We start from the raw sequence: 14,791 nt of genomic DNA, 5'->3' as shown, positions 1-14,791 counted from the left end.
ATTAATACATCAAGTTAATGTTATAGTTATTGAAAAAAGTGATAAATTCCTTAGCAGGCGCTTTATCTGTAATAATTTGATTAAAAAGCGTTAACTCGCCAATAAAAGCCGGCTTAACTTGATTAAATTTAGTATGATCGGCAATCAAAATATTCTGACCTGATTTTTTTATAGCTTGCAATTTCATATCAAGTTCATCAAAATGATAACAAGTTACACCTTGTTCAATATCGATCCCCGCGGCCGAAATAAACGCTTTATTTGGGCAAATCGAATTTAATTCACTATGCTGTCCAATAGCGCTAAAAATCGCATTATTAGCCTGATAATGACCACCACATAAAATTGTCTTACAATTCGGCTTATTTTGTAATGCTAAAAATGCGTTTAATGAATAACAAATAGCGGTAAAAGTAACGGAATCATCAATAGCATCAATAATAAAAGGTATTGAGGTACCGCAATCAAAAAAGACGGTATCATTATCAAAAACTAATTTGCTTGCTCGTTTAGCAATGTGTAACTTTTCGTTAACTTGTTTATCTTGTTGGTCTGAAACAAAATATTGTGTTGCTTGATAACGAGCATCGCTGACAATATAGCCACCTAAAACACTTAATGAGGCAGGAACACTATTTAAATCTCGCCGAATGGTCATTTCTGAAACCGCTAACAGCTTAGCAGCATCTTTTAAATGAATCTTATCAGTTTTTGTTAAAATTTGAATGAGCTCATTAATTCTTTTTTGTGATTGCATTTCCATTCAGATTCCATCAACAACAATAAGCAACATAACGTCGCTTATTGATGGGTTTATTGATTAATAATTGCTTGATGATGTAGTGTTACCAGAAACAATAGCAATACCTGCACTTGCGCCTAATCGTGTTGCGCCCGCTTGGATCATTGCTTCCGCCGTTTCACGATTGCGAATACCACCAGACGCTTTCACCCCCATCTTATCGCCTACGGTTTTGCGCATTAATTTAACATCTTCAACAGTGGCACCAGAAACACTAAAACCTGTTGAAGTCTTAACAAAAGCTACTCCGATTTCTTTACAAATGGTGCAGACTTTAACAATCTCTTCTTTCGTTAATAAACAGGTTTCTAAAATGACTTTTAATGGCACTTGACCACAAGCTTTAAATACCGCTTCAATATCATTTTTAACAGCGTCCCAATCATTGCTTTTTAACCAACCTACATTAATCACCATATCGATTTCTTGTGCGCCCCCTTTAATCGCCATTTCGGTTTCATAAGCTTTAACGCAAGTCTGCATAGCACCAAGTGGAAAACCAACGACCGAACAAACTTTAACATCACTGCCATTGAGTAAGCTTGCAGCTAAAGGAACATAACCTGAATTCACACAAACAGAATAAAAATGATATTCCTTGGCTTCATCACAGAGTTTACGAATTTGATCTTCCGTCGCATTCATTGCGAGTAAAGTATGATCAATATACTTTGCATAGCTCATAACGAGATCCTTAAATTGTCTTTGTAATAATGTCTAATAAATATTGTTAGTAGGTAAATGAATAGTAATGTTACAAAAATAACAAATATAAAGCCATAATGTTATTATAATAACATTATGTAACAATTGTATAAAATAGTACAGTCAAAAATAGCTTTTTAAAAAGCAGAGCGCGATCTTACAAAGATTAGATTTAAAAAAGTAAGATTTTTTGTGATGTGTTTAATTTAGCTATTCTTTTATATGCCAATTTTACCACTGCTAACACCGCTTTCGGCGTTGGCAGGTCACTTACGCAACCAATTCGCTTCGTTATTTAATTAGTTCACCGATCTTGTAAGCGAAAGGTCGTGCCTTACGCAGCAACCTTTCTTAAATAGCCTCGGCTAGATTAGTCCATATCAACCTCACGACCAAGGACTAGGGTTTAAGGACCGAGGCGCAAAAAGTCTGGCTAGAGTCTCTCGACCGGTATCTGTATATCTCACCAGTGCCTATCCACACAATGAACCGGTCGAACCGTTCACTATCCGGAGTAGCGTCACTCGTCCAGTGGTCGTCGGTACAACTGGCACCAGGGTAGTTGAGCAAGTTGCCCCACTCAGTGAGGAAACCGGCGTTAATATTGCGCTGGTAATGATTACTAGATGAAGATGGCGTGGTGCCGACTGAACCTTCACAGCCAGAACCACCCATGACACCTATACACTGCGAATTAGTAAAATCCCTTACTCTTGGCATCTGGTAACCGATACTTCTACACCAAGACAATGAATTAAAATAGCCATAGTAATTATATTCACCTCGGGTGACGAACCACTGCTTTAACTTAAATCCATACTTGATAACAGCACTACCATGACTATCTCGACCGACTAACTCGAATGTCGCTGGCAAAGAGGGACGAGGTATAATCGAATAAGTAGCAGAACATGTCTGACTTAGCTTCAGCCAAACGACGATAACTCCCCACAGAAATCCATTCACTTTTCAAACAGCTCACCGAAGTGGCATTATGTGCGGAGTTAGATTCTCATTTAGCCAATGATATTACCTCTAATCGACGAAACAGTGAAAGTTCAAAGACAATAAAAACCACATTAGGCAGCTTCGAACTTGATGCACCAAGAGATAGGAATGGTTTATTTGAATCTCAACTCATCAAAAAAATCACACAACATTAAGCGATTAAATTGGGCAAAAAATCCTGAGTATATATACGCTGGGAATGAGCTATAAAGGCATTAACCAGCATATTGAAGAGATTTATGTTTTTCGTGCCCTGCTACGATGATGGCAACAACGACCACTAGAGTCGGTTTACCCGTTTGTTTGGATGGATGCACAATCCATTATAAAGTAAAAAACGGGGGGCATCACAGCAAGGCTGTTTATACCGAACTAACCCTTAATTTAGCAGGGAAAAAAGAAGTATGAGGTTGATATTTATCTGAAAACGAAGGGGCGAATTTTGGGTTATCAGTTTTGACCGGTTTGCAAAACAGAGGGGTAAATGACATTTTAATCACTTGTGTGGATGCCTTGGTTGGTTTTTCTGAAGTGATTAATACCATTTACCCAAAAATAGCGGTTCAGCTTTGCGTTATGCATTAAATTCGTCATTCAATTAAGTATGTTGCTTCTAAATATCACAAAGCCTTGATGAGTGATTTAAAACCAGTCTACAAGGCGGTGTCTCGTGATGCCGAAGTTGATGCGTTAAAGTTTCAATCAATTTAGTTTTTAACTAATTTTTGCCCATAAGCATTAATTTGGTTATTTTCTACTTTGTGGGTAAATCTCCATTTCTTATTCAGTTCTTCGATTATTTTTTGGCTCAAAGCTGTATTTTCAAAACTTGGTCTTTTAGCGATAAATAGGTGTGAAAAAAGACTTTTATTTGTAGGATCTTTTTCTATTACTTTCAATGCATTATATGTTTTTATGGCATCTAGATGCGGTATGTAGTTACATAATAGTGTGTATTTATCATCTAATGAAAACACTTCACATGTGAATAACTCGATTAATAAATTGTAACAAATGGACTTAATTTGTTGAGTTTGTGTTTTATATTCTATGCATAATTGTTTTACTTTATTTTTTATGACATTAGTTGTGGAATTATAGTATTGATTATTTGTGATCACGGCTAAATCATCAGTATTAAAATTATTTTCTAAAATGTGCTTTTGAAGCTCTACTGAATCCTTTGCATAATTAATGGAAATAGGAACATTTGTTAAACCTAACAATGACGTTTTTTGCGCTGAACTTAACTCTGTTGATAATAGATTTATTATCTCATCATGATCAATTAAAGAATCATCCTCCCTGAGTTTATTTATATATTCCTCAAAATTATGGGTAATAAGCTCTAAAATATTGTCTGGATAGTTTTCTCTTATAAACTCTAGATCTTGCTCTTCTAACTGTTTATAAAATGCACTATTATTTTAAATTAATAATTCTCTTAACCACCCTCACTGTAGTCCCCAAAATCTTTGCAATATTTTCAATAGATACGCCCTTTTCCAGTAATGCATTAATCAGTATTTTCTTTTCAGATTCAGCTTTTTCTTTTATCTCTTTTGCTTTCTGCTGAGCTGTTTTGGTCTTATCCCTCTCAACCGCTAATTTTTCTTTTGCAATTTGTTTTTCTTGTTTACGGATGCGTTCAACTACTTGGTAAGTCGGAACATATTTCAAGCTTTGTTCAAGTTCAGCCATCAGTTTGATGTTGCGAAAGCTGATATAGGTTTTTGGGGTGATAATTAAGTGGTCGGTAAGCTCGATATTTAAAATATGGGCAACTTGAATTAAGCGGTCGGTGATATCTTTATCGGCCTCTGAGGGGATTAGCGATCCAGACGGGTGATTATGCACCAAAATCACCCGTGAGGCGTTTTTCATCACCGCAATACGAAACACGTTCATTGGTTCAATGTTGACCGATTTATAAGACCCAAGCGCAATTAGTTCAATATACAGGATATAACCCGCTTGATTCATACCAATCATCCAAAGATGTTCCTTTTCTTGGTCGATCTTATCTTCACGCAATAACACACGCTGCATAATGCTATACACGTCGTCTGTGCTTTCAATATAGCGTTTGTCATGTTTGGTTAGTTTAATATCCATCTTATCGCCTTGTAAAATCAAACGAAAAATAATATAGCATATTCTGTTTATGCTGGGCAGTCGTTAATCAAATAATTCCACCTGTTCACTTTTTAGGTTATATTATTTGTAAAAAATATTCAGGATTCTATACCGTTTCAAAGGAGATCAACAATGTATCACGCTATTTTACCCGAAGAGCAGCATTCTGCTGCTAAGCGCTTTTTGCAACGAGTCCCGTCATTAATCGCAACAAGTTCATTATGTCGACGCCTTAAGCCTGTCGCATTACTGATTGACATTGCGCCCATGACGTTAATTGCTCTGCCACATAGCTTGATTGCCAATAAATTTCATCTTTCACCACGAGCTGCTCAAAGGCGAGATAACGTTATTCGTCAGTGGCTAGCGCAGTATGAGCCAGATCTTTATCAAGCAATACTGAATCTTACACAAACGATGCCGGTAGAAGTGTCTAGACAAGCTCAGGCATTTAAGTTATGGCTGACCAAGCTACTTGGTACATCAGTTATGCCTTGCGATTATTGTGGATCGCTTAGTACAGTTCGCATTGGGCACCGCCTTAATTTTCGTTGCCGAGCCTGTCGCCGAACGTTTAATCCTCTCAAAAAGTATTATCTTGATAAATTATCTCATTGTGAACTGTGGTTACCTTTTGTTGATTTATTACTACAAGGTGAGGCATTTAAAACGATTAGCCAGCAATTGGGAATTAATACCGATACCGTCGCTAAGTGGCAACGTTATTTTTTGGAGATAATGGAATTACAAGGATTTTTGGCATTGGCTAACTATTATCAAATAAAGCGATGTCAACGTTATCGTCAAACATGGTTAGACATTCACACTGGTGACACGTTTTTACCCGCTAGCAAATCGCATTTTAGATCTAAATCATCATAATGTTTAATGCATTTGTAAAAAAGATTCAGGATTCTATACCGTTTCAATCATAAATTATTATGCTCAATGATTTGTTAATGGTAATAGGCAAAAGGCTTTAGCATCCTTAACGTGTTAAAAATTTAGATATAAATTAGAATAAATAACCTAAAGGAGTAGAAAACAAAAATTAGCAGAATTAGCACAAACTACATGATATCCATAGGCATTATACCTGTAATCAGGAGTGGGGATTTCCATCACCGAATCGTGATTATGATGTGCGTGGATAAGCGACACGCTTTCTGAACTACATTTTAAGGCGGATAGTTTAGATCGCTTTTTATACAAACATTGTTGAGCTTAAAATAAGACAAGAAATACAGGCGGCAATCCAATCTGATGAGTGCCACAATATAAAATAAGTGGGCGATGCTCTGGCTGATTCGGGTAATTAATTATTGCTTCAAAGCAAGCTTACTTGATATTTTTTGTATCCCACCAATAGAATAATGACAGCATAATAAAATTGCCGAATATATTATAAAATTAAGGGTTACCAGTGATGTAATACCTAAAAATCCCATAATAAAATCTAGATTAAAAACCGATTTATTAGCCTCATCCATAACTAACATGAAGACAATAGGTGACATTAAGGTAATTAGAATACCAAGTGGCACTCCGCACATCACTAAACCCATCGGCCGATTTATTTTATATAAAAGGAAGATTGAAATCAGAATAAAACAGAAATAACACAAACCATAACACATCAAATAATATAATTCTGGTGTGCGATGTTTTGCGATAATCATTCGATAACACCATTGGTAACTTAGATAGGCACCTATAAAATTAAACAATACGATAATTAATAAATTAATTATTTTCATTAGCTTGCCCTTTATTATCTTCAATTTCTTTTACAGCTTATGCCAAAGAGTCTGGTGGTATGTCCACACTTTTTAGTACAAAAAATAAGGTCATCGATTTCTTTTATATTCAATCGGCGACTGTCCATTTAATATTGAATGAAGCCTGTTATAATTAAACCAATCCACATAGTGATTAAATTCCAATTTAAGTTGCGCCAGTGATCAAAAATAGTATTTGGCATAAATTCTGGTTTTACGGCTTTAAATGTGCTTTCTGCAATTGCGTTATCATAAAGACAGTCTTTGCGACTTAACGACCGTTTAATTCCAAATGCTGTTAAGCATTTATCAATCAAATGATTATCAAACCCTTTTCCTCTATCAGAATGAAAAAACTCAATCGTCTGTAAGTTCATGGATATTTGACTCATCGCTTGCATGACCCGTGCCGCTGTTTTATGCCTGCCAGCACTTCGTCCCACTATTTCACTCAGCAATATATCTTGTGGTTGCTACGTCAATTGTCGCTGATAATAGAAACGATTTCCCGTTACATTTAAACATCGACATAATGCACGTAAACGGTATCGATTGCCATTGTTTTTAACTTAGGTTACTTATATAAAAATTAATTTTTTCTACCCTTAATCTTAGCTAATTTATATACTGGAATAGACTTAAAATCATTATTTAGTGAATAATAATTAGAAATGAAAAAAATAATATTAATATTATGTATATCAATAAGCGCTATCTGCAATGCTAAGGAGCATTGTTCAAACAAAATAGAAGCTAAAAACTATTCGTTCGAGATTAATTCAAAATCGTATAACTTTATATCTTATCGTTGTGATGATGAAAATAATGAATTTTCAAAACCCGCTATATTAGAAGTAAAAGGTGATAATGTGGATTATCAACTTGAAAATTTGATTGGATCTTATCATTCATTTGATGTTCAATTTGCCAATTGGAATAATCAACCCGCATTGTTTTACAAGCATGCAACAACAAATAATATTCAAGGCTACATTCCAATAACAATTCAAAACAACAGACTAACTATTGACTGCAGCTATGTTAAGAGACGGTTAATCAACTTGATGGAAACCCGATATTCTTATTGCACTGAAAGAAAGCAGATTAACAATATTAAAGATTTAAATGGTTCCTTGGCTCTTTTTGATCCTCGCCAATTAAATTCTTACTCCTATTTCCCTCACACTGATGAAAGTTTATTACATAAAAATTTTGATGTTTTTGTTGGTAAAGTGGGTGATATTAGTTTTTATCAACACTATCAATCAATTAAGGATTATGATTTAGATAAATATACAGTAATAATAGCAAATAAAGATAAGCAATATCATTTCAAAAATGTCGAAGTATTTCAAAGAATTAAAGAATTAGGTGAATTTGAATACCAACATATGATTGGTTTAGATATTCTCAATTCTAACGGTAATTTTACTTTTTATGATATGGACAGGCTTTCAGATATACTGGATAACTCAACCGAAAAAAGCGATATTCATTCTTATATTCAACTAGAAAAAGTTCAACTTTATGAACAACCAGACTTTCAATATCCAACTTATAACTATTTAAAAAGAAACGATTTTGTCAAAATTTTAGATGTAGAATTAGACAATGAGAAACTCAAAAAAACTAACCTTTATGAAATTTATAAAATGAGAAAGCTTTTATGGTTTAAAGTGAGTTATCAAAGTGAAAAATATGGTGAAATAATTAATTGGGTACCATGGAATGCATTTTACGCCGACTAGTAATTGCACGCCTAAATAAGCATAGACTATCAACTAAAATGCCATAAATTTCTATAAAATAATTCTTAAATGCTGTTAGTTTGAGAAGTGGATAATATGATTAAGTGAAAGAATATGAAAACAATAAAATACATTATAGTGGCTATCTTATGTTTATCCAACTTTGTATTTGCCAACTATTTTTATCGAATCGAAATCAGAACGAATGGCAAGTATAAAGAAGAGTATTATTACAATTATAATAATGATTTTGCTGGTAATGCAACTTTATATATCAATAATATCACCAATCATCCTAAGCTTTTAACCGAAAATGAGGATGGCACAGAGTCTGATGATAATCTTTCAGCTGATAAAAGATTAGCGTCATTACCTAAAACAGAATTAGAAAGTGAACTGCAATTTGGATGCTTTTCGGACTCAGAATTAGATATATTTGAAAAAAAATCTAAAGAAATAGAATTTTTACAACACAAGACAACTAAAGATTACTATTTCAAAATCGTTTTATCTATAAAAGGCTGCGCTTATAAAATGGTTGGCATTAATGTTTACCGAAAAAAAGACGGTAGTTTGTTACAAACAATTAATGATGCTGCTATTAGTGATTATGAATTTATGTCAATCGAAACAATAAAAAACGGTGATAGCACAGTAATTCATAGACCTGAAGGCACTGATGATTACAATTTTGATGGCATTGATAATGATTTTTTTATTTCTAAAACAACCGATGATGTAATGGGGGTGCCTACTTTTCATCGTTTTTACTCCTTTGATAAGAAAAAAGGAAAATTTGTTTATCTGAATTTAGATGGTCTCGATATTTCTTTTGATGAAAAGAAACAACAAGCCATTCAGAAAAAAATTTGTCCAATTAAAGAAGATAACGACATTGTAATCACTAAAACTTTTCAATTTGACACTAAAAAACATAGCTATACCTTACTTAATTCGGTATGTAATTATAAAAGACGTAGCACGAATGATTCAGATAAAGTGTTTTCTCGTCAATGTACACAAAAAGAAGATAATTATTGCAAAAACGCAGATGAACTAGATGATGATTTTGGGTTTTAAATAATTCTAAAAAACAATGAATAACATCAAAATAAATTTGAAATATTTTTATATACGAGATAGCTTTAATTAAAGCAAGAAATAAACCAAGCTGAAATTGAATTAGAAAATAAGGTAATTGACGGAAAAACAAGATGATTAAACGATTCGCTTATTTAATATTCATCAACTTACTATGCCTATCTTTTACATCAAAAGCTGATGAGATAACACTTGAATCGATTCCTTCAACAGAAGGCGCAGGATTAATATGTCGCAAAAATAAGATTGAGATTAATATATATGGTGAAACTTATCGTGGAAAAATTACCGTTATAAAAAACAGTAATAGATACCAAGTTATCTCAAATGCTGAATATTACAATGTCCCAATTTACTATCATGATGACAATGATGAAAATATAAAGTCAGAAGTAGTATTCACGGTTACTAAAAGATATTTTATACAGAATAAAAAAGTTGTTTCCGCAATATCATCAGATCCAATAGATAAGGAAAAAGCTGAAGAAGAATTATCATTAATATCTATAGCATTAAAGGAAGCCCATGAAAATAAAAAGTGTTTATCTTGGAATATTCAATAATAGTTAAAACAAACTAATATATCTTGTTTTTATCCATACCCATGCTATTTGTGCTGAAAAGTTGAAAATATTATATATATAAAATAGATAGCAACATTTTAGTAAATAAAAAACGCTCAGTTTTATAGAACTAAGCGTTTGCAAGGAAAAAAGATAAATTAGAATTCCATTAACTCTTTTTCTTTATCGGCCAGCACAGCATCTAATTTTTTGATTGCAGCATCGGTTGCTTTTTGGATTAAATCTTGTGCTTTACGCTCATCATCTTCAGATATTTCTTTATCTTTTAGCAATGCTTTAATTTGATCGTTGGCATCACGGCGAATATTACGAATCGATACTCGGCCTTGTTCTGCTTCATTACGAACAATTTTGGTTAAATCACGACGGCGTTCTTCTGTAAGCGGTGGCAAAGGTACACGAATTACTGTGCCTGCTGATGCAGGGTTAAGCCCTAAATCTGAAGTTAAAATCGCTTTTTCAATAGCTGGCGTTAATGATTTATCAAATACGGTTATAGCTAGTGTTCTTGCATCTTCAGCAACAACATTGGCTAGTTGACGAAGTGGCGTTGGGCTACCGTAATATTCAACCATAATGCCATCTAATAAACTTGGTGATGCGCGACCAGTTCTTACTTTAGAAATATGATTTTGAAATGCATCAATACTTTTTTCCATGCGCGTTTGCGCTTCTTTTTGAATCTCGTTTAACATAATAAAAGCCTTATTTAAGATAAAGATAATTAGCTGGTTACTGTTGCTTTGTTACTAATTAATGTTCCTTCTTGCTCACCTAATATGACGCGACGCAACGCACCTGGTTTATTCATATTAAACACACAAATAGGTAGATTATGATCTCTTGCTAATGTAAATGCCGCTAAATCCATGACTTTAAGTTCATCATCTAATACTTTTTCATAGTTAAGCGTCTTATAAAGTGTTGCATTCGGATCTTTTACAGGATCAGCTGAATAAACACCATCAACTTTGGTTGCTTTTAAAACAACATCTGCTTCAATTTCAATACCACGCAGGCAGGCTGCTGAATCCGTGGTAAAAAAAGGATTACCCGTTCCTGCTGATAAAATAACGACTCTACCATGACGAAGCAAGCTGATTGCTTCAGTCCAACGATAATCATCACAGACGCCATTTAATGGTATCGCTGACATTAAACGCGCATTAACTTCAATTCGGTGCAACGCATCACGCATCGCAAGACCATTCATAACCGTTGCAAGCATCCCCATATGATCACCAACCACTCGGTTCATCCCAGCTTTAGCAAGTCCTGCACCACGAAATAGATTACCACCCCCAATAACAACAGCAACTTGAACATTCATTTCAATCAGTTCTTTTATTTCTTGCGCCATACGGTCAAGAACAGTTGCATCAATACCAAAGCCTTCATCACCTTGTAGCGCTTCGCCACTGAGTTTTAGAAGAATACGTTTATAGAAAGGGGTCACCATATTGAAGTCTCACTATTTCGTTGTTTAATTACTCAATAAGCTAACAAATTAGCTTGTCGTAATTTTAAAATATTTTGTAGATAAACAAAACCGCCTTAACGGCGGTTTTTTGAAAAAATTAAGATTGTTTCGATATTGCAGCAACTTCTGCAGCAAAGTCAACTTCGACTTTTTCAATACCTTCACCTACTTCAAAGCGAATGAATGAAGCAACTGTGGCTTTCTTTTCTTTTAGTAAATCACCAACAGTTTTAGAAGGATCCATAACAAAAGCTTGGCCAGTTAATGATACTTCGCCAGTGAATTTACGCATACGACCTTCAACCATTTTTTCAGCGATTTCACGTGGTTTACCTGATTGCATTGCAATATCGATTTGAATGTTACGTTCATGTTCAACAACATCAGCAGGCACATCACTTGGATCAACATATTCTGGCTTGCTTGCTGCAATATGCATTGCAATATGTTTAACTAATTCATCATCAGCACCATTAGCTGCCACTAATACGCCAATACGAGCACCATGTTGGTAACTACCAACTACGTCACCAGAAATTTCAGCAACACGACGAATACCAATATTTTCGCCAATTTTAGCAACTAGTGCAGTGCGTTCTTCTTCAAATTTTGCTTGTAAAGCAGCAAGATCAATCATGCGATCATTTAAAGCTGCTGTTGCTACTTTTTCGCTAAATGCTAGGAAACCAGCATCTTTGGCAACAAAGTCTGTTTCACAGTTAACTTCTAAGATAACGCCATACTTTTTATCAGCAGAAATTTTAGAAATAATCACACCTTCAGCAGCAACACGACCTGCTTTTTTAGCTGCTTTGGCTTGACCTGATTTGCGCATGTTGTCAATTGCAAGTTCAATATCACCATTAGCTTCAACTAATGCTTTTTTACATTCCATCATACCTGCGCCAGTTCTTTCGCGCAGTTCTTTTACCATAGAAGCGGTAACTTCAGCCATTTTTTAATCCTCTATTTAACCATTGTGATGATTTTCATTAGAATGAGTGGACACTCAAGCATCCACCCGAAAATATTTGAGTTTTTACTCAGCTGCTGGTGCTTCTTCTACGAAGCTTTCTTCAGATACTGGAGATTGGTTTTGTTCACGACCAGAACGGACTGCCTCAGCAACCGCATTTACATATAATTGAATTGCGCGGATTGCATCATCATTACCAGGAACAATGTAATCAATACCATCAGGATCTGAGTTAGTATCAACAACAGCAATGACTGGAATACCTAAATTGTTAGCTTCTTTGATTGCGATATGTTCGTGGTCTGCACCAATAACAAAAATCACATCGGGTAAGCCACCCATATTTTTAATTCCACCCAAGCTATTTTCTAATTTAGCCATTTCACGAGCACGCATTAGTGCTTCTTTTTTGGTTAATTTGTCAAATGTACCATCACTAGCTTGTGTTTCTAAATCTTTTAGACGTTTGATTGATTGACGTACTGTTTTCCAGTTAGTCAACATACCACCTAACCAACGGTGATTAACATAGTATTGTCCACAGCTTTCAGCCGCTTGTTTAATGGCTTCGCTAGCTGCACGCTTTGTACCAACAAATAAAATTTTACCTTTACGCGCAGCAACTTTGTTTAATTCAGCTAATGCTTCATTGAACATTGGTACTGTTTTTTCAAGATTGATGATGTGAACTTTGTTACGTGCACCAAAAATAAATGGTTTCATTTTTGGGTTCCAATAACGAGTTTGGTGTCCAAAGTGTACACCCGCTTGTAACATATCGCGCATTGATACTGTAGTCATGATTTCCTCATTTTGACGTTGGGGTTATGCCTCCACATATCCGCTTTAACCGACCTAATAACAACAAGTAAAAGGCACCCCGGAAAAGTGTGATGATATGTGTGTGTTATAACGTTAATTAATTATTAAAATTTAATGCTTTATTCATTACTAATTGTCATTTACTATCTTATATAGAAAAACAACATGAAATGTAGCGCGCGTTTTATAACATAAATAGTATAAAATTACTAGTTTTATTTCTATTTTTTGTTCTGCTAGCTAAGCAAATGCTGGTTATTAGCATGTTTGTCTTTTCAAATAGCAAACAATAAAAATAAAATAATAAAAAATTCAATAAAATCAACACTTTTTCTGACTATCTTTTGCATAGCTATATTATGATTATGTTAAAAATATGTTATTTTATAAAGGATTAGCTCATTCTGTAAGTAATTACTTACAGAATGCAGAGCGATGATAGCAAAACTTGAATAAAAACTAGTGGAATAATCTATAGCATTGTAGCGTTATCCAATCCCATACACTACCAAAAAAGCCTGTTTCTTCAACATTTTGTAAAGAAACAAGTGGCTGTTCGTTAATAACTTTACCGTCAAGTAAAAATTGCATTTTGCCCACTGTTGCACCCTTAGCTATTGGCGCATAAATATAATCATCAATTTTATATTCAACTTGTACATCTGCTGAACGACCTTTTGGCACTGTGATAAAGGCACCATTAATTGCACCTAATTGAATTTTATTTTCATCACCATACCAAATAGTTTCAGTTGCTAATGGCGCACCTGCTTTTATAGGGTTTGCTGTTTCAAAAAAGCGAAATCCCCATACTAATAATTTTTTACTTTCTTCTTCACGACCTTTATAAGTACGGCCACCTAATACGGCTGAAATTAAACGAGTATTACCATCCACAGCAGAAGCAACTAAGTTATACCCCGCGGCATTGGTATGACCTGTTTTAATTCCATCTACATTCAGTGTGGTATCCCAAAGTAGCCCATTTCGATTAAGTTGTGGTTTAGATAATGTATAAGTAAATTCTTTTTCTTTGTAAATGGAATATTCTTCAGGTAAATCACGAATTAAAGCTTGCCCTAAAAAAGCCATGTCTTTAGCTGTTGTGTATTGCCCTGGCGCATCAAGCCCATGCACTGTTTCAAAGTGAGTATGATCTAATCCAAGTCTTTTAGCATAATCATTCATTAGGTTAACAAAAGCGCCTTGGCTCCCCGCAACGTGTTCTGCCATAGCAATACAAGCGTCGTTACCCGATGGGATAATAATGCCTTTATTAAGATCAGAAACCGATACCGTTTTACCGACTTCTAAAAACATCAATGATGATCCTTTTAAAATAGGGTTGCCTGTTGCCCATGCATCTTTACTGACCACAACCATGTCATCATTTTTTATACGCCCTGATTGTAGTGCTTGCCCCACCACGTAACTGGTCATCATTTTAGTTAAACTTGCTGGGTCACGTTGTTCCTCGGCATTATATTGTGCCAGTATCTCGCCTGATTTAGCATCGATTAAAATATAAGATTCTGCATCCAATTTTGGGATAGCTGGAATAGGAAAAGCCATTTCAGCATTTGCTGATGAGCAAACAGCAAGCGCGAATAACGCAAAAGATAATTTAAATTTCTTTTTCATTTATTTGGGT

15 protein-coding genes and 1 pseudogene are annotated in these 14,791 nt (G+C 34.6%); 5 read left to right on the top strand and 11 right to left on the bottom strand.

Annotated features, from left to right (window positions below; genetic code table 11):
- Position 1 precedes the first annotated feature (1 nt).
- Together deoR and deoC are read right to left on the bottom strand one after the other, a co-directional pair.
- Positions 2–763, bottom strand: a complete 762-nt coding sequence (deoR, locus tag A9G42_RS08200; RefSeq protein WP_065653157.1) for a DNA-binding transcriptional repressor DeoR — start codon at positions 761–763, stop codon at positions 2–4.
- 57 nt (positions 764–820) lie between these two features.
- Positions 821–1,486, bottom strand: a complete 666-nt coding sequence (deoC, locus tag A9G42_RS08195; protein WP_065588940.1) for a deoxyribose-phosphate aldolase — start codon at positions 1,484–1,486, stop codon at positions 821–823.
- Between the two features lie 986 nt (positions 1,487–2,472).
- Between deoC and A9G42_RS14330 the strand changes: the two are divergent.
- Positions 2,473–3,208 (top strand): annotated as a pseudogene (locus A9G42_RS14330) (IS256 family transposase); the annotation flags it as partial.
- Between the two features lie 14 nt (positions 3,209–3,222).
- Here the strand turns inward: A9G42_RS14330 and A9G42_RS08185 are convergent.
- Together A9G42_RS08185 and A9G42_RS08180 are read right to left on the bottom strand one after the other, a co-directional pair.
- Complete coding sequence (locus tag A9G42_RS08185) at positions 3,223–3,741, bottom strand: hypothetical protein (protein WP_065653155.1); 519 nt, start codon at positions 3,739–3,741, stop codon at positions 3,223–3,225.
- A 196-nt stretch (positions 3,742–3,937) separates the two neighbouring features.
- Positions 3,938–4,630 (bottom strand): JAB domain-containing protein, encoded by a 693-nt coding sequence (locus tag A9G42_RS08180; RefSeq protein WP_065588936.1) that lies wholly within the window; start codon positions 4,628–4,630, stop codon positions 3,938–3,940.
- 153 nt (positions 4,631–4,783) lie between these two features.
- Here A9G42_RS08180 and A9G42_RS08175 point away from each other — a divergent pair, with 153 nt between their 5' ends.
- The gene (locus A9G42_RS08175; RefSeq protein ID WP_065653154.1) at positions 4,784–5,533 is read left to right on the top strand and encodes a hypothetical protein; all 750 of its coding nucleotides are present in this window, start codon (positions 4,784–4,786) and stop codon (positions 5,531–5,533) included.
- A gap of 437 nt (positions 5,534–5,970) precedes the next feature.
- Here A9G42_RS08175 and A9G42_RS08170 read toward each other — a convergent pair whose 3' ends face one another.
- The gene (locus A9G42_RS08170; protein ID WP_065653153.1) at positions 5,971–6,408 is read right to left on the bottom strand and encodes a hypothetical protein; all 438 of its coding nucleotides are present in this window, start codon (positions 6,406–6,408) and stop codon (positions 5,971–5,973) included.
- Positions 6,409–6,498: 90 nt separating this feature from the next.
- Positions 6,499–6,576 (bottom strand): IS3 family transposase, encoded by a 78-nt coding sequence (locus tag A9G42_RS14820; protein WP_442903048.1) that lies wholly within the window; start codon positions 6,574–6,576, stop codon positions 6,499–6,501.
- 524 nt (positions 6,577–7,100) lie between these two features.
- On the opposite strand from A9G42_RS14820, the gene A9G42_RS08160 reads away from it, so the two are divergent.
- The 3 genes from A9G42_RS08160 (at position 7,101) to A9G42_RS08150 (ending at position 9,841) form a co-directional block, all read left to right on the top strand.
- Positions 7,101–8,177 (top strand): hypothetical protein, encoded by a 1,077-nt coding sequence (locus A9G42_RS08160; RefSeq protein ID WP_065653151.1) that lies wholly within the window; start codon positions 7,101–7,103, stop codon positions 8,175–8,177.
- A 114-nt stretch (positions 8,178–8,291) separates the two neighbouring features.
- Positions 8,292–9,257 (top strand): hypothetical protein, encoded by a 966-nt coding sequence (locus A9G42_RS08155; protein ID WP_065653150.1) that lies wholly within the window; start codon positions 8,292–8,294, stop codon positions 9,255–9,257.
- A gap of 134 nt (positions 9,258–9,391) precedes the next feature.
- Positions 9,392–9,841, top strand: a complete 450-nt coding sequence (locus tag A9G42_RS08150) for a hypothetical protein (protein ID WP_065580044.1) — start codon at positions 9,392–9,394, stop codon at positions 9,839–9,841.
- Positions 9,842–9,999: 158 nt separating this feature from the next.
- Here A9G42_RS08150 and frr read toward each other — a convergent pair whose 3' ends face one another.
- The 5 genes from frr to A9G42_RS08125 all read right to left on the bottom strand — a co-directional run bounded on the left by frr (position 10,000) and on the right by A9G42_RS08125 (position 14,781).
- Positions 10,000–10,557 (bottom strand): ribosome recycling factor, encoded by a 558-nt coding sequence (frr, locus tag A9G42_RS08145; RefSeq protein WP_065568208.1) that lies wholly within the window; start codon positions 10,555–10,557, stop codon positions 10,000–10,002.
- A 29-nt stretch (positions 10,558–10,586) separates the two neighbouring features.
- Positions 10,587–11,321, bottom strand: a complete 735-nt coding sequence (gene pyrH, locus A9G42_RS08140; protein WP_065568207.1) for a UMP kinase — start codon at positions 11,319–11,321, stop codon at positions 10,587–10,589.
- Positions 11,322–11,439: 118 nt separating this feature from the next.
- Entirely contained in the window at positions 11,440–12,297 is an 858-nt protein-coding gene (gene tsf / locus A9G42_RS08135) for a translation elongation factor Ts (protein WP_065568206.1), read from the bottom strand.
- A gap of 84 nt (positions 12,298–12,381) precedes the next feature.
- Complete coding sequence (rpsB, locus tag A9G42_RS08130) at positions 12,382–13,119, bottom strand: 30S ribosomal protein S2 (RefSeq protein WP_065581553.1); 738 nt, start codon at positions 13,117–13,119, stop codon at positions 12,382–12,384.
- Between the two features lie 480 nt (positions 13,120–13,599).
- Positions 13,600–14,781, bottom strand: a complete 1,182-nt coding sequence (locus A9G42_RS08125; protein ID WP_065653149.1) for a serine hydrolase — start codon at positions 14,779–14,781, stop codon at positions 13,600–13,602.
- Positions 14,782–14,791: the final 10 nt, after the last annotated feature.

The organism is Gilliamella sp. Nev6-6 (assembly GCF_001690605.1).
Taxonomy (GTDB): domain Bacteria; phylum Pseudomonadota; class Gammaproteobacteria; order Enterobacterales; family Orbaceae; genus Gilliamella; species Gilliamella apicola_C.
The sequence above is the reverse complement of the archived record's forward strand: the minus strand, read 5'-3'. Positions and strand labels throughout refer to the sequence as shown.